The following is a 21,085-nucleotide window of genomic DNA, read 5'->3' as shown; positions in this document are numbered from 1 at the left end:
GCGTTTGGGGCGGCGTTGTCAGGTTTCCGCCCCAACCGTTCTCAGCAGAATCCGGGGATGTTTGCCCAGATTGCTGCCTCGCTGGAGGAGGCACCGTCCCGCTCGCGTTCGACGGTTGCCTCGATGAGCCCGTACGGCCGGTCGGCCGCAAAGAACACTTCGCCGGGGTTGTCGAGACCGAATGGCTCGAGGTCCACGAGGAAGTGATGGTTGTTCGGCAGGGAAAGCTTGATCTCCTCGATCTCGGGGTGTGCTTCGAGCACCTGCTTGCCCATCTGGTACATCGTCTGCTGCAGTGCCAGGGAGTGGGTCTGGGCAAACGCGTCAAGGAGGATCCCGCGGACACTTGCGTAGATGGCATTGAAATCAGCAGTCGTTGCATCCGGCGTGTACCGCCAGCGGGCGGTAACGTCGGTGGCCAGGATGCGATCCGTGGTTTCCTGCAGCGTGGTGTACCGGTCACGCGGGAAGCCGTGGAACTCGGAACCGGTCGACTTCAGGACCGTAAGGTCCTGGATGCCGGCAACGATGTGCCGTACACCTTTTTCGATGAGCAGGACGGCGGTGCGGGTTTCCGACTTGTTCCGGGCGAACGCGTGATCGTGATCGTTGATGCGCTCCCAGAAATACTGCTCCGCCTGCCAGCGCCCTCCGGTGACCCAGTCAAAACTCTCGGTGAAGTGCTTGCCGAGGCGCAGCAGGAACTGCTCCGGTGATCCGATGCCATCACGGGCGAAGGCGTACACGGTGTTCTTCTGGGTGTCGGTGGCAACAACCTTCGAGTTATCGCCCTCGGTGTGAGCGGACTCAAAGTCCCCGTGCAGCTGCGAGGTGACGTTGAGGTCCTCGATCGAGTGCCGTGCGGTGTCCCGCGTGATCTTGACGAGTCGGCATTCGGCCTTCCCGTACTGGTTACGGCCCAGGACGATGCGGCCGGTACCGGCTGCGGACTCTCCTGAGGGCGTGGTTGCGGGGGTGTTTGATTCGATGGTCGGTGTCGTCATTGTCAGCTTCCTCGGTAGGTGGAATAGGCGAAGGGACTAATCAAAAGCGGCACGTGGTAGTGCTGTGCCGGGTCGGTGAGTTCAAAGATTAGGGAGACGGACGGAAAGAAGGTTTCGGTTCCGGCGGCAGCGAAGTAGCGGCCGGTTTCGAAATCGATCCGATAGGTTCCAGCCTCCACGGCCTCCGGGCCCAGGGAGGTGATGCGGCCGTCGTCGTCGGTGATTCCTCTGGCAACTTCCCACCAGCCGTCCGGCGTGTGCCTGTCCAGCCGAGCGGCTACGCCGACGGCCGGACGGCCGGTTCCGGTGTCGAGCACGTGGGTGGTGATGTGGCTGCGGTTCATACGGCAAGGACCCCCTTGAGTCGAAGGACGGCGATTTCGCGCAGTTGCTGGGAGACGATGACCAACTCCTGCTCGGGCGTATTGTGCAGGCGCTGGTTCAGCGCGGTGAGGATGTCATCGGCGCTTCGTCCTGCGGCCCGGATCAGGAAGACCCTGCCGAACTTCTCCTCGTACGCGCGATTTCCTTCGAGGAGTGCGTTTTGGGTTTCGACGGCGGTGCTGACGCCGGCCTGCTCACCGCGGGACATGGTGGCTTCAGTGGTGTTGCCCTGCGCCCGCTCCCCGATGCGCGGGTGGTGCGCCAGTGCGCCGTCGATTTCGGCTTCCGTCCACGGGTGCGCTACTGTCTCGGCAAACGCAATCAGGTCGGCTTCTGATGAGAAGGGCCGTGCATCAACAATGGCATCGATCCATCGGGGGACATCGACGCAGGGAGCGAGCTGTGCGGCGGCTTCTGCAGGGGAGCAGGTATTGAGGGTTTCAAGGCGCATGGGTGTCAGCTTTCGTTGGAGCGCTATCACCGGCGCTGAACACCCTTACCCTCGAATAAATTCGATTTGACTCGATGTTCCGGCGATAGTTAGAAACCCAGAGGGTTTCTATATTGTGGAATTTTGTTTCCGATTTGATTGTAGTCCGCGTCACACGGTCGTTGTCAAGAGTTATCCGGATCACATCATAGATCCGCACTCGCGCAGGAGGCTACCGGTGCGCGAATAGGAGAAGATGGGCCTATGAATGCCACCGATGCCCTGAACGAGATTGCCTTCTGGCTGGAACGGGAACTGGCTCCTAGCTTCAAGGTCCAGGCGTTCCGGAAGGCCGCCGCCGCGATTGCGGACCTCGACGCCGAGGAGCTCGCACAGCGTGCCCGCGACGGCCGGCTCAAGCGCATGAAGGGCATCGGCGCGCGCTCGTTTGAGGTCATCAGCCAGGCGATTTCGGGTGAGATCCCGGCCTATCTCACCGATCTTCGCGAGCGCTCGCAGACAGCTCTCGCGGACGGCGGCTCGGAACTGCGTTCCCTCCTGCGGGGCGACCTGCACAGCCACAGCGACTGGTCCGACGGCGGCAGCCCCATTCCGCTCATGGTCGAGGCGGCACGCGCCCTCAAGCACGAGTACCTTGCCCTCACCGACCACTCCCCCAACCTGAAGATCGCCAACGGCCTCACTGCCGAGCGTCTCACCGAGCAACTCGGGATCGTTCAACAGATCAACAACGACGGCGGTGACGGCTTCCGCCTGCTGAAGGGAATTGAGGTGGACATCCTTGAGGACGGCACGCTTGACCAGTCACCGGAGATGCTCGGGCAGCTGGACATCGTCGTAGCCAGTGTCCACTCCAAGCTGCGTTCGGACCGCCGCACCATGACGGCGCGCATGCTCGGCGGTATCCGCGACCCCCACACCAATGTCCTCGGGCACTGCACCGGGCGCCTCGTACAGGGTTCGCGGGGGCAGCGCCCACAATCCGAATTCGACGCACAGAGGGTCTTCGCGGCCTGCGCCGAAAACAACGTCGCCGTTGAAATCAACTCCCGACCCGAGCGTCAGGATCCTCCTGATGACCTGATCCAGGTGGCACTCGACGCAGGCTGCCTGTTCAGCATCGACAGCGACGCCCATGCGCCAGGCCAGCTCGATTTCCTCCAGTACGGCGCAGAGCGAGCCGAAGCCAACGGCGTCCCCGCGGACCGCATCATCACCACCTGGCCGTTGGACAAGCTGCTCACCTGGGCACGCTCCTGAGCTGAGGGCAGCCTGGTTCGATTTGCAGGACACACCCCATTGGCCGCGGCACGAGGGGCATGTCCTGCAAGTCAACATCAGGGGATGCTGAGAAGTGAGTACTTCTCGATGGCCTGGCGTGGTGCCTCTGGGTCGACTTCGCCCCGTTTGGCCAGAAGCTCAAGGGTGCGCACGGCGACGGAGTGGGAATCGATCTTGAAGAAACGCCGTGCAGCGGCACGCGTGTCGGAGAAACCGAAACCGTCCGCACCGAGCGTGGCGAATTCCTGCGGCACGAACTGGCGGATCTGGTCCGGCACTGCCTTCATGTAGTCCGTGACTGCCACGATGGGTCCCGGAGCGTTGCCCAGTTGCTGCGTGACGAACGGTACGCGCGTCTCGGCGCCGGGGTTGAGGAAGCCTTCCTCCTCGGCGGCGAGGGCGTCACGCCGGAGTTCATTCCAGGAAGTCACCGACCAGACATCCGCCGACACGCCCCAGTGCTCGGCAAGAAGATCCTGCGCTTCGAGCGCCCACGGCACAGCCACGCCGGAGGCGAGGATCTGGGCTTTCGGCCTGCCCCCGTCGTCATCATTGCCCTGCTTCAACTGGTACATTCCGCGGACCACCGCATCGGCGTCCAAGCCGTCCGGCAACGGCGGCTGGATGATCGGCTCGTTGTACACGGTGATGTAGTACATGACGTTTCGATCAGCGGGGGTCTCCTCTGATCCCTGCCCATACATCCGCTCGAGTCCCGCCCTCATGATGATGCCCAGTTCATAGCCGTAGGCCGGGTCGTACGTGATGACTGCGGGGTTGGTGGAGGCGAGGAGCGGTGAGTGGCCGTCAGCGTGCTGGAGGCCTTCACCGGTGAGGGTGGTGCGTCCGGCGGTGGCACCGATGATGAAACCGCGGGTCATCTGGTCACCGGCGGCCCAGAAGGAGTCGCCGGTGCGCTGGAACCCGAACATCGAGTAGAACACGTAGATCGGGATGAGCGGCTCACCCTGGGTCGCATAGGACGTTCCCGCAGCGGTGAATGCGGCAACGGCGCCGGCCTCGTTGATGCCCGGGTGAAGTATCGCTCCGGCCGGGGATTCCTTATATGCGAGCACCAGGTCGCGGTCCACCGAGAGGTAGTTCTGGCCGTTCGGGTTGTAGATCTTCGCCGTGGGGAAAAAAGCATCCATCCCGAAGGTCCTTGATTCGTCCGGCACAATCGGGACGATCCGCGAACCCACGCCCTTGTCCCTCATGAGGTCCTTCAGCAGTCGTACGAACGCCATGGTGGTGGCTGCCTGCTGCTTCCCGGATCCGCGGTTGGCAACCTCATAGGCCTTGTCTCCCGGCAGCTGCAGTTCCGCCGCACGGGAGCGGCGCTCCGGAACGAATCCACCAAGAGCCCGACGCCGGTCCAGCAGATACTGAATCTCCCTCGCATCGGTTCCCGGATGGTAGTAGGGAGGACAATAGGGATCGGCTTCCAGCGCCTCATCCGCGATAGGGATACGGAGATAGTCCCTGAACTCCTTCAGATCCTGGAGCGTGAGTTTCTTCATTTGGTGGGTCGCGTTGCGGCCCTCGAAGTGCGGTCCGAGGCCGTAGCCCTTTACGGTCTTGGCCAGGATGACGGTGGGTTTGCCCTTGAACTCGGTGGCGGCCTTGTACGCGGCGTAAACCTTGCGGTAGTCGTGCCCGCCGCGCTTGAGGTTCCAGATCTCGGCGTCGGAAAGGTCTTCAACCATGGCTTTGGTCTGCGGGGTCTTGCCGAAGAAATGATCACGGACGAACCCACCGGACTCGGCCTTGTAGGTCTGATAGTCACCATCAGCGGTCTCGTTCATGATCTTCACCAGCTCACCGGTGGTGTCCCTGGCCAGCAGGTCATCCCACTCCCGGCCCCACACGACCTTGATGACGTTCCAGCCGGCGCCGCGGAAGAACGCTTCGAGTTCCTGCATGATCTTCCCGTTACCGCGCACCGGCCCGTCAAGGCGCTGCAGGTTGCAGTTGATCACGAAGTTCAGGTTGTCCAGGCCGTCATTGGCCGCCAACTGAAGCAGACCACGCGATTCGGGTTCGTCCATCTCACCATCACCGAGGAACGCCCACACCTGCTGATCACTGGTGTCCTTAAGCCCCCGGTTATGCAGGTAACGGTTGTTCTGCGCCTGGTAGATCGCGTTCATCGGCCCGATACCCATCGACACGGTCGGGAACTCCCAGAACTCCGGCATCAACCGCGGATGCGGATAAGACGACAGGGCGTGGCCTTCCTTGGACTTCTCCTGCCGGAACCCGTCAAGATCCTCCTCGCTCAACCGGCCCTCAAGGAACGCACGCGCATACATCCCCGGTGAGGCGTGGCCCTGGAAGAACACCTGATCCCCGCCCGAGGGGTGGTCCTTACCCTTGAAGAAATGGTTGAACCCGACCTCGTACAGGGTCGCAGCCCCCGCATACGTGGAAATGTGCCCGCCGACGCCGATCTCCGGACGCTGCGCACGGTGCACCATGACCGCGGCATTCCAACGCATCCATGCCCGGTACTTCCGCTCGATCTCCTCATCCCCAGGGAACTCGGGCTCCTCATCAACCGGGATGGTATTCACATAATCGGTGGTCACAACGCTGGGAAGACCCACAGACCGGCCACCCGCACGCGCCAACAGACGCCCCAAAACCTCACGCGCACGCTCAGAACCCCGCACGTCGACCAGCTGATCAAAGGACTCAACCCACTCAGCCGTCTCCTCCGGATCCGAGTCCCCACCGGTACCCGTACCCACAATCCCCTGATCAGCAACCATGCCAAACCTGTTTTCACTAGACGGAATTATTATTCCATTACTATAGAGTCATTCCGTGTGAAGATGGGAATGCCGACCAGAAGGGCTGACAGAGACGTGATGAACGAGCCACTCCATCCCCGCCCACGGGCCGCCGTCGTCACTGGCGCGGGCTCAGGCATCGGACGTGCTGTGGCCCACGCCCTCCTGGATGCAGGCTGGGCAGTCGCCCTGGCGGGACGCCGTCGGGAGGCGTTGGAGGAAACCGCCGCCGACCGGGATCTTGCCTCCGTGGTTCCGACCGACATCACCCGGCCCGACGACGTCACGCGCCTCTTCGCACAAGTCCGCGAACGCTGGGGCAGAATCGACCTGCTCTTCAACAACGCCGGAACCTACGGCCCCGCAGGCGCGATCGATGAAATTAGCGTGGAGGACTGGACATCCACGGTGGCAACCAACCTGACCGGATCGTTCCTCTGCGCCGCAGAAGCATTCCGGAGCATGAAGAACCAGGACCCGCAGGGTGGCCGCATCATCAACAACGGCTCGATAGCCGCGCACTCTCCCCGGCCTCGATCGGTTGCCTACACTGCGACCAAGCACGCGATGACGGGACTGACCAAGTCGATTGAACTCGACGGACGTGCCTACGGCATCTCGTGCGGCCAGATCGACATCGGAAATACGCATACCGAGCTCATGACGACGCTCGGAGTGGGTGTTGGGGCGCTGCAAGCGGACGGTTCCCGCCGGGTCGAACCCACCTTCCCGGTGGAGGAAGCAGCACGCACGGTGCTGCACATGGCGGAGCTACCGGCGTCGGCCAGTATTGGCACCGTCATCATCACGGCCAGCGGCATGCCCTTTATTGGACGCGGCTGACGACTCCCGGCAGACGAAAGCCCCCCGGGTAAGTTTCCGGAGGGCTTTTCACGAATGTTGAGGGACGGTCAGCTGTACCAGAACCAACGCGGCGGGCTCCACATCGGAGGAACCTGGTGTCCATTGAAGGAACCGCAGAGGGAACAGGAATAGCTGACACTGGCGGGAAGGAGGTCGCGCCCTTCGGAGGAGACTCGCGCGGGTACGAAGTCCTCGTAAATGAGGAATTCGTCGGTTCGGCATCGATCACACCACGGAAGCGCCCCATCGCGCTCCGCAAGCTGGCCCGTTGAGGGCAGCGTGGTACTCCGACGCTCCGGATCAATTATTGTCATCGTTTGTCACCATCCAACAGCAATGATTTTCGGAAGCAACAACTAAGCTCGCTTAGTTAAGGTTTAATAACGATACCGTTTGTGCACATATTTAGGAAGTTCCTCTAAGCAATAACCGGCTGTACGGGCAAAATAGGAGGATGACCCGGCCTCGCTCCCGCATCGCCCCCGCCCTCCCAGACACGGCGCGCCGTTCGCTGGCGCGGACCCTGGCCGAGAACAACGATGTCACCGTGTTTGTGGACGGCACAGCCGTCAAGCTTCCAGGGGAGGCGAGGGACGCCGTCGTCGACCTCCTGCAACGGCTGGCGGCGGGCGATTCCGTCACGGTTTCCTCAATCGCGGAGACGATGACCACGTCCCAGGCAGCTGAGGCGGCGGGAATATCCCACACCTACCTGCGCAACCTGACCGACGCCGGGGTCATCCCGGTCGAATACCGGGGAACTCACCGTCGCATCAGACGGGACGCCATCGATGCCTGGCTGGCCTCACAGAAGAAGTCAGATGCGAGGCCGACGTGACCACCGACGCGCCTTGAGCGCCAGATGAAGCTCGAGCCGGACAGGCCCGCTCAATGGATCTGCACCGACGATTGACCGGACCCGTGACAGCCGGTTGTAGACACTGCTCCGATGCAGATGCAATTGCCGGGCGACGTCCTGCACTGAACCGTTCTTGTCATACAGAAGCTCCAGCAGCGGGAGGAGTTCATTGGCCCGGTCCGCATCCTCGAGTTCCGCGAAGTAGACAGACCGCGGCGCAGAAGCCTGCCAACCGCCACCGGCCAGGAACTGATACACGCCGATCGAGCGGTAATCGACCGCGTCCCCCAACTGCGGATCCACTGAGGCGGCCTGAACCGAGGACCTTGCCTGAGCATAGGCACCCGCCAGACCATCCGGCGCTGAGAAGGGTTCGCTGAACCCGCTGGTCAGCGAAGCGTCCATTCCCGTCAGGGCCGCCAGCCGCTTCCCGTAACGACCGCGCACCGTTGCCAGATCGGTACGGCCTGCCGGGTAGCGAAGCAGCAGGACAGAGTGCGACGCCTCGCCTGCACTGAAAACGACGACGTCGGCGCCCACCGTAGCCTGCAGCGCCGCCGTACGCCGGGCCAGCGTAGCGTCGTGGGAGTCCACCACCCCTTCGGGGGCACTCGTCGGTCGGTCGAGCAACACTGCGAGCTGCCACGGGGACGTGCCGTCGAGTTCCCGCCACCCCGCACACTCCTCCAGCGACTGGCCGTCTCCGGAAACAGCCCCAAGGAAGATCCTCTCCCGGCGGGTTCGGTGCTCGGAGCCTGCGGTGTTGTCCTCGAGCAGCAGCGCGGCGAGCCGATCAGTGTCCTCGCGCACTGAGGGCAGCTGCCTGAGGATGTGCGTTGCTGTGTCCTCACCGGCGTCCTGCTGCACCCACAGGTACCCAACGCGAAAGCCCCTCACCAGCAGGGGGACGCATACCCGCCCAAGCATCCCCAGCTCCGGGTTGGCCGGAACGGCCACGGGACGCACCGCCGTCGTGATGCCGTGCTGCCGCTGCCAGGCGTTGACGTCGTCAGGAACCTTCTTGCTCAGCAGGAAGTTGACGCGAACGCGGTCGGCTGACGACTGCTGGCTGCTGTACGCGATGAGTATGCCGTCAAGGTCTTCCAGGGAAAGCCCGCGGCCCAGCCGTTCGGCTATCCGCTCCACCTCGAGCTCGACCTGCGTTATTTGCATTCCCCCATCGTAGAAGCGCGGCGACGACACTTGGCGCTCCACAACTCGACAACTGTCGACTGGAGGACGTGTGGGTTCCATGTTAGTGGCGCCGATCACACTTCCTTCCCTTCCGCTTGCGTGTGCGGAGCAGTCGGACCGGACGACGACCCCCGCACCCGCCGTCGTCGTTCCGGTGCCTGAAAGGCGGTTGTTCCGCCCCTGTCCGCGCGGCAGCGCCGCTCGTATCCTGTAGTTGCAGGCGCCACAAGCTCCTGCCCAACTTCAGAACCCTGACAGCAGACGGAGAATCCCGTGATCATCGGCGTCCCCAAAGAAGTGAAGAACAACGAGTTTCGTGTAGCCATTACGGCTTCGGGAGTGCACGAGTTCCGCACGCACGGCCACACGGTCCTGGTGGAGCGATCCGCGGGCGTTGGTTCCAACATCACCGACGATGAATACGTTGCAGCGGGTGCAGAGATCGTCGACGACGCCGATGACGTCTGGGCGCGCGCGGACATGGTGATGAAGGTGAAGGAGCCCGTCGCCGAGGAGTACCACCGCTTCCGCAAGGGCTTGATCCTGTTCACGTACCTGCACCTCGCTGCTGAACCGAAGCTGACCCACGCTTTGATGGAATCCGGCGTGACCGCGATCGCCTACGAAACCGTCCAGGACGGTCGGGCGCTTCCCTTGCTTGCGCCGATGTCCGAGGTCGCCGGTCGCCTCTCCGTACAGGTTGGCGCGCAGGTCATGACGGCGCCCGCGGGAGGTCCCGGGCTGCTGCTGGGCGGCGTACCGGGCGTGCGTCCGGCGAAGGTGGTTGTGCTGGGCGCCGGCGTGGCCGGTACCAACGCCACGGCGATGGCTGTTGGAACCGGTGCCGACGTCACGGTCATGGACATCAACATCGCGCGGTTGCGGGAACTCGACGCGCAGTACGCCGGACGGATCCGGACCATTGTGTCCAATGCGTTCGAGATCGAGCGCGCCGTGCTCGATGCAGACCTCGTGATCGGCTCCGTTCTCATCCCGGGAGCGAAGGCACCGAAGCTGGTCACCAATGACATGGTCTCGCGCATGAAGCCGGGCAGCGTCCTTGTGGACATCGCGGTGGATCAGGGCGGCTGTTTCGAGGACTCCCACGTCACCACGCACGAGGATCCGACGTTCACGGTGCATCAGTCGCTGTTCTACTGCGTGGGCAACATGCCCGGCGCCGTCCCGAACACGTCCACCTACGCGCTGACCAACGTCACCCTCCGCTATGCCGTTGCACTGGCTGACAAGGGTGTGCGCGGCGCATTCGAGGCGATTCCCGCACTGGCGCACGGCCTGAACATTGCCGACGGCGCCGTTGCCCACCATTCCGTGTCGGAAGCGCACGGTCTGGAACTCACCGAGGACTGGCGCCAGCTGGTCTAGAAGGTGTGGGCCGCCTCAATGATCCGGTGGGCACGCAGGCTGTCCGCCGGATCCACAGGCACTTCGCCCCCATCCTGCAGGGCCGCCGCGAGGAGCTCGTAGAACGTGGGATAGGTGCCTTTCTCCGTAGGCAAACGCGTGGCCTCATGGTCGAAGCCGAGCAGGCCCCATGCGAGCCGGTCCTCCACGCCGTACCCAGGATCGGTGGGCAGCATGCCCGCATCGACAGCGGCTTCCTGCACGTCAACTCCCCACTTGGTGTACGCCGATTCCGAACCGGTGATCCGGAAGCGCGGCGCCGCCTGAGGTGCCAGCGCGTTCATCCAGAGGTGGCTGATGACGCCGGAAGAATGCCGCAGGGCGAGGAAGACGTCGTCGTCGGGCCCCTCGGCCTCACGGTGCGCAGCGCGCTCAACGTGTGCGAGCTCGGCCTCCCCGAACAGCTGCAGTGCCTGGTCGATCAGGTGGGGCCCAAGGTCGTAGAGGATGCCGCCGCCGTCTTCACTGCGGCTCGCGGCCTTCCATGGTTTGGTAACCAGAGGCTTGTACGTCTCCATCCGGGATTCGAACCGCCGCACCGTGCCGAGCTTGCCTTCCTCGAGGAGCTTCCGCACCGTCAGGAAGTCGCCGTCCCACCGCCGGTTCTGGAAGACGGTCAGCAACTGTCCCTCCTCCCGGGCGATGTCAATAAGCCGCTCACCATCGGCCGAGTCCACCACGAACGGCTTATCGACGACGACGGCTGCGCCCTCCCGCAGCGCCCGCTCCGCGAGCGGGGCGTGGGTGGCCGGCGGCGTGCTCACGACGACGAGGTCCAGGTGATCCATCTGCTGCCATAGCTCATCTACTGTGTGGACGATCCGGGCCGACGGGTACTGTTCCTGCACCTGCGAGATCCGGTCCTTGTTGGAGGTCACCACAACATCGAGCGAGTAGCGGCTGTTCGCGTTGATGAAGGGAGCGTGGAAAACACGCCCTCCCAAACCGAATCCAATGAGGGCAGTCCTGATTGTGTCCATGCCCCAACCCTAGGGCCGCAGTCCGCCTTCGGCGTGACGCGGCATTCCGACTCCGAGTTTACGGGCTGAGCGAAGCCGTACTAAGATCGTTGATCGGTCAAGCAGTGGCCACGGAATTCCTCGTACCAAGGGACCCTATGGCCACCGCACCGGAGCCCAGCGCTCAAATTTCTACAGACCTCGGCAGTGATCTGCCGGCTTCCTCTGCGCCCATCGAGACTACCCACGACGACGGCGCCCCCACAGACACACACTCCACTCGCCTCATGCTCACCACAGCAGCCCACTTTGTGCAGCAGCACCTGCACTCCCAGCTGGCTGAGTTGGGACTCACTCCGCTCGACCTCTCTGTGCTCAGTGGCTTGGCAGAGCTGCGCGAAGCTACGGCGCGGGAAATCGCCGAGCAGTGCCTCCTCTCGGAGTCGGTCAGTGAACGCTCCCTCATTGAACTTACCCAGCTTGGATTCGTCGAGACGCAGCAGGGTGTTCATAGGATCACCGACGCAGGAGCCAGCACCCTCGCCGACGCGCGCACCTTGGAGGACGCGCTTTTTGCCGAAACGAGCACAACGCTTCGCCTGGAACTCAGCTCCCTGATCAGCCGGCTACGTGACGGCGGAGTGCTTGACGCCAAGTAAGAAGCCGCTGGAGGACGTCGCCGTGGAGCAGCCTCACGGCTAGCAAGCTGAAGCAGCAGCCCGGACCCTGGGGGTCCGGGCTGCTGCTTTTGGTGGAATGTCTACGAAGTTTTGGTGGAACGTCTGCGGGAGGTCAGTGCCAAAGATTATCTGCCCAGGCCGCGTCGCGGAGGTAGTCGCGCGCCGCTCCGACTTCCCAAAGCTCCCCCTGGGAAGCAATGACGCCCATTCCGCGGAGATCCTCCACGGTGTCGGGCGAGCATCCCAATGCTTTACTCAGGTCGTGTGCGTCAGCGGCGAGGATGACATCTTTGTGGTGGGCCATGCTGCACTTTCCTTTCTCGTCTAGGTGGCGACGGTCGAGCAGGAGTTGGTCAGTTCCGGTTGAACAGGGCTCGTTCACGGTCCGCGCTCCACGTGCGGGCATACAAGCCCAGTACTGCTTCCTCACGGGAGTTGAAACCCAGGCGGTTCAGGGTCATGTGCGCCTGGTGAACAGTCAGGTGCTGGGCGCTGCGGCTTACGCGCGCCTTATCTGCCCGGTAGAGATAGGTGTCTACTGCTCGGAACCAGCGGCGTCGCCAGTTGTGAACGGCTGATTCGGCAGCGGTTGCGGCCATGAGGCTCTGGAAAGCTGGGGCTTTGGCGCTCACCTGGTTGGCCATTGCCTCGCGGACAGCAGATCCACGTGTACCGAGGTCGGGTGTGCAGGTTTTGAGATGGCTGTCCCAGTAGTAATCCCAGGAGATTCGACGGCGATCGGCCCAGCTCGCGGACCGTGAGCCCTTCATCATGCTCCGAGCGGAATCGAAAAGGATGAGTGCGGCGAAAGCCGAACGGCTGTGCATTCTTGAGAACCGTTGCGTTCCCCAGGCTGCGAGCTCCGAGGACAGCTCGAAAACTTCCTCCGCCAACTGAAGGCCCTCGACGCCGCCGTACTTGAAGAGCTCTGCTTCGAGCTGAGGGTCGGCGTCCTCGGCTCCACGGAGGTAGTAACCGCTGGTAGCAGGCGTGGAGATGGACTGGCGGTAAGGCAGGGGGGCCAATGTGCTGCTGTTGCGCTTCACGAGAACCTGGTGCACTGCCTGCAACCGCTCGATGGTGCCGGGCTGAGCAAGGATGTGTAGCCGAACCTGAACAGAAGATGGTTCTACACTCCGCGTGTAGAACCATCTTCCAGCTCGCAGTACTTGTGCCTGCGCCGCCAGCGGGGTAACCAGGTCTCCAATGATGCCGTCCGCTACATCGAAGCCGCCTGCTTGTGTGGAGAGATGCCACCATTGAGCGCTGGGTGCTGTTCGTGAGGCGGTTCGAACTGCTGTCAGCTGACTCATGGCATCCTCCTTTGGGCTAATGGTTACCCCCGCTGGGGCGAGTCTGTGGGTGTTCCGGCTTCAGCGTTGAAGGCCAGGAACTCTTTGAGGATGGACTTATTTTGGCCAGTCCCAGCTTGCGGTTACGGTCTTTGGCCAATCCCAGCTTGCTGCTCCAACTGCCGGGGTTGCCGGTGCCAGAGCCGCGGCTGCTACGAGGATGCCTGCGGCCGCGCCGATAATCTTCTTCACTGGACGTTCCCTTCCGTCAAGGTTGCGTGTGACGCGATCCCGCTCGCCGTCGAGCCGGTAGATCCCAGCATGTGTGCCACGGCTGACGGTTGTCCACTTGGGAGGGCACCCTATTCAGGACATGACCTGATGAGGACATTTGAGCCTTGGTCGCCACTCTCACAGACGCCCCCAGGGCGCCGCAATGACGCCTGAACCCGCGGATCCAGGGCTATGTGCACGGTTTTGTGGCGAGGTTTCCCTTACATGTCATTAAACTGACATGTCATGTTTTTCACGAGCGGTTTCGGCCTCTGCGCTACGGTCGGTGCAACAAACGGAGGATCGCACTCGAACACCGGGTCTGTAGGCTACCCATAAGAACTCGGTCACGTCGGAAAGGGGAACCGGGGATGCTCGACGGCATATCGATTGAGCTGTACCGCTATGCAGTTGGCAACCCCGGGTGGACGAGGTCCGCAGCCTCAGACGCACTGGGGTACACCCTACGGGAGATCGACTCGGCCATGGAAGTGCTCGTGGAGCGCCGGTTACTCAGCGAGCAGAACGGTTCTTCCCACGCCTATGTCGCTGTCTCACCGGACGTCGCCCTGGCAGATCTTGTCGATGCTGACGAGCGTGCGGTGCAGGACCTGCGGTCAAGGATCAGTGCCCGGCGTCGTGAGCTTTCCACGTTGGTGCCGACGTACCTCGATGCCCGAAAGGGCGTCATCACGAGCTCATCCGTAGAGACGCTCGAGGATCCGCACCTCATCCATAGGGTCCTGATCGACTATGGCAGGGACGTCACGGAGAAGGTGCTGATTGCCCAGCCCGGTCAGGGCTCCACGGCTGATGTGCACGAAGAGAACGTGCGTAAGGATCTCGAGCTTCTCAGCAAGGGCGTGGAGCGGAAAACGCTGTACGACATCAGCACCCGGGACCACGTGCCAACCCGCAAGGCGGTCGCGGCGATCAGCGCCGGCGGCGGACAGTTCGGCGCGCTACCCCGGGTTCCCTTGCGCATGCTCATCTTCGACCGGAAACTCGCGCTGGTAGCGCGTCAGCTCAAGCATGATGACAAAGCAGCCCTGGTGGTTCGGGATCCGCACCTGATTCACATCTTCACGCAACTGTTCGAGTTCGCGTGGGAGCTCAGCGAGCCGTTCCTCATCGATGACCCGAATCCATCCCCGCTGAACAACACCCAGCAGGCCATCCTAAAGGGTCTGGCCGCAGGTTATTCCGACGAGGTGATAGCCCGACGCCTGGACATCAACGTTCGCACCTGCCGGCGCCATATCGCCTGGATGCTGGAGACCCTGCAGGCGGACAGCCGCTTCCAGGCGGGCATCAAGGCTCACCAGGCGGGGTGGATTTAGTCAACTTCCGTTGCCTAACGGTGAACGGGTCCTCTAGACTCGACGCGTGACTTCCCAGGATGAACTGAACTCGACGCTGCTGCCTGCCGAAACGGAGGTAGCCCTCGAACGGGCGGTCGAGTCGGCTCACCGGCACGAGCACCTATTCTCGGAACGAGCCGCCAACATCAAGCAGTCCGCGGTCCGCGACGTCTTCGATATCTCCATCCGTCCAGGGCTGGTCTCACTCGCCGGCGGCAGCCCCTACCTGAAGTCGCTGCCCTTGGATGCCCTGGGCGAGACGGCCGGGCGGATCATCTCCGAGCACGGACTTGAGGCCCTGCAATACGGCGGCGGTCAGGGGATGGAGCAGCTCCGGCAGCACATCTGCGACGTGATGGCCGCGGAAGGGATCATGGACGCGGACCCGGCCGACATCGTCGTGACAACCGGCTCCCAGTCTGCCCAGGACGTCGCCGCCAAGGTCTTCTGTGATCCCGGTGACGTGATCCTCTGTGAAGACCCCACCTACGTGGGCGCGCTCAACACCTTCGAGGCTTACCAGGTGGACGTGCAGGCCATCGAGATGGATGACAAGGGGCTGGTGCCGGAGAAGCTGGAGCAGCGCATCGCGGATCTCCTCGCCGAGGGTCGTCGCATCAAGCTGCTGTACACCATCCCCAGCTTCAACAATCCCAGCGGCATCACGCTCGCTGCAGACCGGCGTCAACGCATCGTCGAGATCTGCAGGGCCAACAACATTCTCATTCTCGAAGACAACCCCTACGGCCTGCTCCGCTTCGATGGTCATCCCCTGCCGCCCATGCGGGCGGACAACCCCGACGACGTCATCTACCTCGGCTCATTCTCGAAGATTTTCGCGCCCGGGGTACGCCTTGGCTGGGCGCTTGTTCCGCGCCACCTGCACCGGCGGTTCTACCTGGCGTGTGAGGCAGTGGTGCTCTGTCCGGCGCCGCTGACCCAGATGCTTGTCTCCGCTTACCTGAGCGACTACGACTGGCAAGGGCACCTCTCCACCACCCGCTCCCTCTACAGTGAGCGGTGCTCCACCATGCTGAAGGCCCTCGCCGAGCACCTCCCGGAGGGCGTCAGTTGGACGACGCCGGACGGAGGCTTCTTCGTGTGGGTCACCCTTCCCGAAGGAGTAGACACCTACCCGCTGCTCTACCAGGCGATCGACGCCGGCGTCGTCTTCATTCCGGGCGCCGCCTTCACACCGTCGGACGAACCGTCCAACAAACTGCGCCTCGCCTTCAGCGCAGTCTCTCCGGAGGAGATCGAGGAGGGCATACGCCGCCTGGCCCCGATCCTGAAGGCTGCGATCGAAAGCAACTCCGTCAAGGCCTGAGCACCAGCGGCCGATCGGTCCGCCGGTGCTGCCGGCCATGCACGTCAGTCGAGCAGCAGGGCCGGTTCCTCAAGGATGGAGGCGACGTCGGCCATGAACCGCGCGCTCAGGTCACCATCGACCACGCGGTGATCGAAGGAGCCGCCGAGGGTAGTGATCCAGCGAGGTATGACCTCGCCGTCGAGCACCCAGGGCTTCTGCTTGATGGTGCCGAACGCCACAATCGCCACCTCACCCGGGTTGATGATCGGGGTTCCGGTATCGATGCCCAGCGCGCCGATGTTGGTGACGGTGAGCGTTCCACCCTGCATTTCCGCGGGTTGGGTCTTTCCTGCGCGGGCGCGCAGGGCGAGCTCGTTGAGCGCTACGGCCAACTCCTTGAGCGAGAGGTCCTGGGCGTCCTTGATGTTGGGCACCATGAGCCCGCGCGGTGTGGCGGCCGCGATGCCGAGGTTCATGAAGTGCTTGACCAGGATCTCCTGATCAGTCCAGGTGGCATTGACTGACGGATTACGCGCTGCTGCCCAGATCACGGCCTTCGCGAGGATCAGCAGCGGCGATACCTTGATGCCCTCGAAGTCGCGCGAAGCCTTGAGTCGCTTCACAAACTCCATGGTCCGGGAGGCGTCGACATCCACGAAGATGCTCACGTGCGGTGCGGAGAAGGCACTCTCCACCATCGCGCGGGCGGTGGCCTTGCGTACGCCCTTCACTGGAATCCGTTCCACCCGCTCGTCCTGCGGGCGGCTGGCTGCACCCCAGAACGACGGCGCGTGGTCCTGCTCGGCATCCCGTTGCGCCTGATAGCTGAGGAGGTCCTGCTTGGTGACTTCGCCGGACCCGCCGGTGGCGGGCACATCGGCCAGGTCGATGCCGAGGTCGCGGGCGGCCTTGCGCACGGGCGGCTTCGCGAGCGCCCGACGCACTGCGCCCGAGGTCGTCGGCGGAGCGTAGGCCAGCTGCGCAGCGGGAACCTGCGCTGGAGCGGGAGCGGGCGCCGTCGTCGTTGTCTGGGCGGCAACAGGGCTGGGACGGCCGGCGCGGGGCCTGCGTCGGGAGGAGTCGGCCTTCGGCCCGGTTCCCACCAGCGGCGCGCTGGTATCCGTCGATGTTGCTGGCGCCGCGGGCGGCGTGACGAGCTCGCCGGGCACATGTGCGGCGGATGGTGGCTCTCCCGTCTTGCCGGAATTCTCCAGCGGAACGTCGGAGACCGAGATGATGGGGGTTCCCACCTCAACGGTCTCCCCCTCCTGAACAAGGAGTTCAGCGACCACACCGGCGTAAGGAGAGGGAAGCTCAACCAGCGACTTGGCGGTTTCGATCTCCACGATCACGTCATTGACGGCAACAGTTGCGCCGGGCTGGACCTGCCAGCGGACAATTTCGGCTTCCGTCAGACCCTCGCCCACATCGGGGAGGTTGAAGGTGTTCAGCGTCATGGGAATCCTTCTAGTAGGCGAGGACTGTGTCGAGCGAATGCAGGATACGGTCGAGATCCGGCAGGTAGTGCTCTTCGGTGCGCGCCGTGGGATAGGGCAGGTGGAAGCCACCGACCCGCGTGACCGGCGCTTCGAGGGACAGGAAGGCACGCTCGGTGATCCGGGCTGCGATCTCTCCGCCGATGCCGCCGAAGGTCGGCGCTTCATGCGCGATCAGCAGCCGGCCGGTCTTGAGCACGGACGCTGTCACCGTGTCGAAGTCAATCGGCGAGATAGACCGCAGGTCGATGACCTCAATGCTCGAGCCGTCCTCGGCGGCAGCGTTGGCTGCAGCGAGGGCAACGGGAACCAGAGGACCGTACGCGACGATGGTGGCGTCGGTTCCCTCACGGAGGACCTCGGCCTGGAATGGACTCGCCGGCACTGCCGACACGTCCACTTCACCCTTCAGCCAGTAGCGGCGCTTGGGTTCAAGGACGATCACTGGATCCGCACAGGTGACCGCCTGCTGGATCATCCAGTACGCGTCGTGTGGGTTGGACGGTGTGATGATCCGAAGGCCCGCCGTGTGTGCGAAAAGGGCTTCGGGCGACTCGGAGTGGTGCTCAACGCTGCCGATACCGCCGCCGTAAGGAATCCGGATGACGACCGGCGCCGTGAGGAGACCATCGCTGCGAGCGTGGATCTTGGCGAGCTGGGTGGTGATCTGGTTGAAGGCCGGGAAGACAAACCCGTCGAACTGGATCTCGCAGATTGGGCGGTAGCCACGCAGCGCAAGCCCGATGGCCGTCCCAATGATCCCGGACTCGGCGAGCGGGGTATCCACAACGCGGTCCCGCCCGAACTGGGCCTTCAGGCCCTCGGTGACGCGATAGACGCCCCCGAGGTCACCGATGTCCTCGCCCATCAACAGTGAAGTGGGGTGGGCGCTAAGCGCAGCTCGAAGACCCTCGTTGATTGCCTTAGCTATGGTCATGACGGGCATCAGCGCGAACCTCCCTCGACGTCGAATCCGGCTTCATAGTCCTTCCAGGCCTGCAGTTCCTCCTGGATGAGCGGGTGCGCTTCCGCGTAGGTAGTGGCGAAGCGGTGTTCCAGCCCGGGTGCTTCCATGGACAGGACGGCCGCCCGGAGCTTTCCGGCGAGACCTTTCGCTTCCTCCTCGAGCTCCTTGAAGAAATCGTCTCCCGTGCCCGTAGCGCGCAGGCGTTCCTCGACGCGGGTCAGCGGATCGCGCGCCACCCACTGCTCTTCCTCGGCGGCGAGCCGGTACTTGGTTGGGTCATCCGCCGTGGTGTGTGCGCTCATTCGGTAGGTGAAGGCCTCGATCAGGACGGGTCCTCCCCCGTTACGGGCGCGGTCGAGCGCCCATCGGGTCACCGCCTGCACCGCCAGGACGTCATTCCCATCCACGCGGATCCCGGGGAAGCCGTACCCATGCGCGCGGTGAGCAAGCGGTACACGCGATTGAACCTCGGTCGGCACGGAGATCGCCCAGTGGTTGTTCTGGCAGAAGAAGACCACCGGTGCATTGAACGACGCTGCGAAAACCATCGATTCATGGACGTCTCCCTCGGAGCTTGCACCGTCCCCGAAGTAGGCAACCGTAGCTGCCTTGGGGAGGGCCTGATCCACGAGTTGGTCCCGCTGCATTCCCATCGCGTAGCCGACCGCATGCAGACATTGGGCGGCAAGCACCAGGGTGTAGAGGTGGAAGTTGGAGTCCTTCGGATCCCAGCCTCCATTGGTGACACCCCTGAACAGTTTGAGCAGATCCGCGTGCGCAACCCCGCGTGCGACGGCAACGCCATGCTCGCGGTAGGTCGGGAAGGCGTAATCCTGCGATTGCATGGCTCGGGCCGAACCAATCTGCGCGCCCTCCTGGCCACGCATGGGTACCCAGAGGGCAAGCTCGCCCTGGCGCTGCAGCGCAGTCGCTTCCTGATCGAATCGACGGATCAGGTACATGTCCCGGTAGAGCGCGGCCAGTTCATCGTCCGCAGGCGCATAGCCTCGAAAAGGAGAGTCTTTCAGCTCGCCTTCGGGCGTGAGCATCTGGACCATCCCTGACGGGTCGGTCGGGTGCTCGGGGAGGTGGCGCGCGTCGAGCTGATCCTCTGCATCGAACTCGGCTGCAGGCAGGCGGGGTGTTGCCATACTCTGGTTCCTCGCAGGTAATATTCCGTGGGCAGTATACTTTCGGCATGTTCATGCACTACAGTGCATGCAGCAGTCTACCTAGAGTAACGAGGACAACGCCTGCCGCCTATTTATGAACGGTCAGGACACGCGGACCGCTGGGATATCCGGCACAGAGCTCCAGGAACCGCGAGTTTGCCTCGGGTTCTCCGATGCTCACCCGGATGCCTTCGGTCCCGAAAGCTCGAACGGAGAGCGCATGCTGTTCAGCGAGCGCAGCGAACTCCGGGGTCTGTTCGCCCAGTGCGAGCCAGAGGAAGTTACCTTCCGCTTCCGGAATGTGCCACCCCAGCTCCTTCAACCGTGAGGTTACGCGGGTTCGCTCGTCGACGAGGGCCTGCACCCGCTCCCTGACCTCATCGATGTGGCGTAGCGAGGTGACCGCTGCGTGCTCGGCGATCTGCGAAACTGCGAAGGGCGTAGCGCTGACACGGAGGTGCTCCGTGAGCTCCGGCTGGGAGATGGAATACCCCACGCGCAGCCCCGCCAGGCCGTGGGCCTTGGAGAACGTACGAAGGACAATGACGTTGGGATAGTCGCGGTACAGCTGAATTCCATCAACTGCTCCGGCTTTCCGGACGAACTCCACGTACGCCTCATCCAGAACCACGACGACGTTTGACGGAACGCGCTCGAGGAAACTCCGTACTTCCTGTTCCGTGAGCGCAGGGCCTGTCGGATTATTGGGCGTGCAGAGCAGGATGACCCGGGTTCGGTCTGTGATTGCAGCTGCCATGGCGTCAAGGTCGTGCGAAGAGTCCGGGAGTAGTGGAACCCGGACACTCATGGCTCCAGCCAGCCCCACACAGATGGGGTAAGCCTCGAAGGATCGCCATGGGTAGATGACCTCGTCGGGAGCGTCGTAGTCATTTTGACCCGCGAAGGCAGCGAGTATCTGGTTAAGCGCGCCGAGGCTTCCTGCCCCGGTCACAATGTCTTCAGGCGGAACTCCAAGGAACCCGCCGAGTTCGGTGCGGAGGGTTGTTGTCATGGGGTCCGGGTAACGGTTCACCTGCGTTTGCCCGGAGATGGCTTCCAGCACCGCGGGCAACGGCGGCAGAGGGTTCTCGTTCGAGGAGAGCTTGTAGCTCTCCAGGCCTTCCACAACTACCGGCGGTTTGCCGGCTGCGTAACGGGGAAGACGGCCCAGTACGCTCCGGGGGTGAATGCGTGTTACCTCTTCCGCGGCAACATCGGCGTGGTTTTCTGGTGCGCTCATGTGCACAAGCGTACTGGGAGGCAGTCGCACAGGGGCCGGACCTGAGCAGCGGGAACTTTCATTCGACCACGGGATTTGGGCA

The 21,085-nt window shown here is 63.3% G+C and carries 21 protein-coding genes; 8 read left to right on the top strand and 13 right to left on the bottom strand.

Annotated features, from left to right (window positions below; all coding sequences use genetic code 11):
* Nucleotides 1-41 precede the first annotated feature (41 nt).
* Genes pucL through uraD form a run of 3 tightly spaced genes read right to left on the bottom strand, consistent with a single transcriptional unit; the run spans nucleotide 42 to nucleotide 1,839 of the window.
* The gene (gene pucL / locus AC5RU3_RS10145) at nucleotides 42-1,004 is read right to left on the bottom strand and encodes a factor-independent urate hydroxylase (RefSeq protein ID WP_309124614.1); all 963 of its coding nucleotides are present in this window, start codon (nucleotides 1,002-1,004) and stop codon (nucleotides 42-44) included.
* 2 nt (nucleotides 1,005-1,006) lie between these two features.
* Nucleotides 1,007-1,348, bottom strand: coding sequence for a hydroxyisourate hydrolase (gene uraH, locus AC5RU3_RS10140; protein ID WP_309072499.1), 342 nt, complete (start codon nucleotides 1,346-1,348; stop codon nucleotides 1,007-1,009).
* Nucleotides 1,345-1,839 (bottom strand): 2-oxo-4-hydroxy-4-carboxy-5-ureidoimidazoline decarboxylase, encoded by a 495-nt coding sequence (uraD, locus tag AC5RU3_RS10135; protein WP_493965427.1) that lies wholly within the window; start codon nucleotides 1,837-1,839, stop codon nucleotides 1,345-1,347. The genes uraH and uraD overlap by 4 nt, the downstream gene beginning before the upstream one ends.
* A gap of 243 nt (nucleotides 1,840-2,082) precedes the next feature.
* On the opposite strand from uraD, the gene AC5RU3_RS10130 reads away from it, so the two are divergent.
* On the top strand, nucleotides 2,083-3,099 hold the full coding sequence (locus AC5RU3_RS10130; protein WP_493965426.1) for a PHP domain-containing protein: 1,017 nt from the start codon (nucleotides 2,083-2,085) through the stop codon (nucleotides 3,097-3,099).
* Between the two features lie 77 nt (nucleotides 3,100-3,176).
* Here the strand turns inward: AC5RU3_RS10130 and aceE are convergent, their stop codons facing one another.
* Nucleotides 3,177-5,891 carry a pyruvate dehydrogenase (acetyl-transferring), homodimeric type gene (aceE, locus tag AC5RU3_RS10125; protein WP_493965425.1) on the bottom strand — a complete coding sequence of 905 codons (2,715 nt, stop codon included), beginning with the start codon at nucleotides 5,889-5,891 and terminating at the stop codon, nucleotides 3,177-3,179.
* 99 nt (nucleotides 5,892-5,990) lie between these two features.
* Between aceE and AC5RU3_RS10120 the strand changes: the two genes are divergently transcribed.
* From AC5RU3_RS10120 to AC5RU3_RS10110, 3 genes are all read left to right on the top strand, one after another.
* The gene (locus AC5RU3_RS10120) at nucleotides 5,991-6,755 is read left to right on the top strand and encodes an SDR family oxidoreductase (protein WP_493965424.1); all 765 of its coding nucleotides are present in this window, start codon (nucleotides 5,991-5,993) and stop codon (nucleotides 6,753-6,755) included.
* Nucleotides 6,756-6,871: 116 nt separating this feature from the next.
* Nucleotides 6,872-7,048, top strand: coding sequence for a hypothetical protein (locus tag AC5RU3_RS10115; protein WP_309124173.1), 177 nt, complete (start codon nucleotides 6,872-6,874; stop codon nucleotides 7,046-7,048).
* A 182-nt stretch (nucleotides 7,049-7,230) separates the two neighbouring features.
* Nucleotides 7,231-7,614 (top strand): helix-turn-helix domain-containing protein, encoded by a 384-nt coding sequence (locus AC5RU3_RS10110; protein ID WP_309124172.1) that lies wholly within the window; start codon nucleotides 7,231-7,233, stop codon nucleotides 7,612-7,614.
* Here AC5RU3_RS10110 and AC5RU3_RS10105 read toward each other — a convergent pair.
* Entirely contained in the window at nucleotides 7,594-8,808 is a 1,215-nt protein-coding gene (locus AC5RU3_RS10105) for a PucR family transcriptional regulator (protein ID WP_493965423.1), read from the bottom strand. The genes AC5RU3_RS10110 and AC5RU3_RS10105 overlap by 21 nt on opposite strands.
* A 294-nt stretch (nucleotides 8,809-9,102) precedes the next feature.
* Here AC5RU3_RS10105 and ald point away from each other — a divergent pair, with 294 nt between their 5' ends.
* Nucleotides 9,103-10,215: an alanine dehydrogenase gene (gene ald / locus AC5RU3_RS10100; RefSeq protein WP_309071008.1), complete on the top strand. Its 1,113-nt coding sequence runs from the start codon at nucleotides 9,103-9,105 to the stop codon at nucleotides 10,213-10,215.
* Here the strand turns inward: ald and AC5RU3_RS10095 are convergent.
* Complete coding sequence (locus tag AC5RU3_RS10095) at nucleotides 10,212-11,234, bottom strand: Gfo/Idh/MocA family protein (protein WP_493965422.1); 1,023 nt, start codon at nucleotides 11,232-11,234, stop codon at nucleotides 10,212-10,214. The genes ald and AC5RU3_RS10095 overlap by 4 nt on opposite strands.
* Before the next feature lie 137 nt (nucleotides 11,235-11,371).
* Here AC5RU3_RS10095 and AC5RU3_RS10090 point away from each other — a divergent pair, with 137 nt between their 5' ends.
* The gene (locus AC5RU3_RS10090) at nucleotides 11,372-11,872 is read left to right on the top strand and encodes a helix-turn-helix domain-containing protein (protein WP_458116034.1); all 501 of its coding nucleotides are present in this window, start codon (nucleotides 11,372-11,374) and stop codon (nucleotides 11,870-11,872) included.
* A gap of 133 nt (nucleotides 11,873-12,005) precedes the next feature.
* Here the strand turns inward: AC5RU3_RS10090 and AC5RU3_RS10085 are convergent, their stop codons facing one another.
* The 3 genes from AC5RU3_RS10085 to AC5RU3_RS10075 form a co-directional block, all read right to left on the bottom strand.
* Nucleotides 12,006-12,197, bottom strand: a complete 192-nt coding sequence (locus AC5RU3_RS10085) for a hypothetical protein (RefSeq protein ID WP_309071011.1) — start codon at nucleotides 12,195-12,197, stop codon at nucleotides 12,006-12,008.
* 49 nt (nucleotides 12,198-12,246) lie between these two features.
* Nucleotides 12,247-13,206: a lantibiotic dehydratase C-terminal domain-containing protein gene (locus AC5RU3_RS10080; protein WP_309071012.1), complete on the bottom strand. Its 960-nt coding sequence runs from the start codon at nucleotides 13,204-13,206 to the stop codon at nucleotides 12,247-12,249.
* Nucleotides 13,207-13,302: 96 nt separating this feature from the next.
* Complete coding sequence (locus tag AC5RU3_RS10075) at nucleotides 13,303-13,437, bottom strand: hypothetical protein (RefSeq protein ID WP_309124169.1); 135 nt, start codon at nucleotides 13,435-13,437, stop codon at nucleotides 13,303-13,305.
* Between the two features lie 392 nt (nucleotides 13,438-13,829).
* On the opposite strand from AC5RU3_RS10075, the gene AC5RU3_RS10070 reads away from it, so the two are divergent.
* Nucleotides 13,830-14,798 carry a LuxR C-terminal-related transcriptional regulator gene (locus AC5RU3_RS10070; RefSeq protein ID WP_309071013.1) on the top strand — a complete coding sequence of 323 codons (969 nt, stop codon included), beginning with the start codon at nucleotides 13,830-13,832 and terminating at the stop codon, nucleotides 14,796-14,798.
* Nucleotides 14,799-14,844: 46 nt separating this feature from the next.
* A complete protein-coding gene (locus AC5RU3_RS10065; RefSeq protein ID WP_493965421.1) occupies nucleotides 14,845-16,146 on the top strand; it encodes an aminotransferase-like domain-containing protein in 1,302 nt (433 codons plus the stop codon).
* Nucleotides 16,147-16,190: 44 nt separating this feature from the next.
* Here the strand turns inward: AC5RU3_RS10065 and AC5RU3_RS10060 are convergent, their stop codons facing one another.
* From AC5RU3_RS10060 to AC5RU3_RS10045, 4 genes are all read right to left on the bottom strand, one after another.
* A complete protein-coding gene (locus AC5RU3_RS10060; protein ID WP_493965420.1) occupies nucleotides 16,191-17,585 on the bottom strand; it encodes a dihydrolipoamide acetyltransferase family protein in 1,395 nt (464 codons plus the stop codon).
* 10 nt (nucleotides 17,586-17,595) lie between these two features.
* The gene (locus tag AC5RU3_RS10055; RefSeq protein ID WP_493965419.1) at nucleotides 17,596-18,570 is read right to left on the bottom strand and encodes an alpha-ketoacid dehydrogenase subunit beta; all 975 of its coding nucleotides are present in this window, start codon (nucleotides 18,568-18,570) and stop codon (nucleotides 17,596-17,598) included.
* Nucleotides 18,570-19,742 carry a pyruvate dehydrogenase (acetyl-transferring) E1 component subunit alpha gene (gene pdhA / locus AC5RU3_RS10050; RefSeq protein WP_309071017.1) on the bottom strand — a complete coding sequence of 391 codons (1,173 nt, stop codon included), beginning with the start codon at nucleotides 19,740-19,742 and terminating at the stop codon, nucleotides 18,570-18,572. The genes AC5RU3_RS10055 and pdhA overlap by 1 nt, the downstream gene beginning before the upstream one ends.
* Nucleotides 19,743-19,851: 109 nt before the next feature.
* The gene (locus tag AC5RU3_RS10045; protein ID WP_309071018.1) at nucleotides 19,852-21,003 is read right to left on the bottom strand and encodes a histidinol-phosphate transaminase; all 1,152 of its coding nucleotides are present in this window, start codon (nucleotides 21,001-21,003) and stop codon (nucleotides 19,852-19,854) included.
* Nucleotides 21,004-21,085 lie beyond the last annotated feature (82 nt).

Source organism: Arthrobacter sp. MDB1-55, from assembly GCF_059092925.1.
Note: the sequence above shows the minus strand (reverse complement) of the source record. Positions and strands in the feature narration are given on the sequence as shown.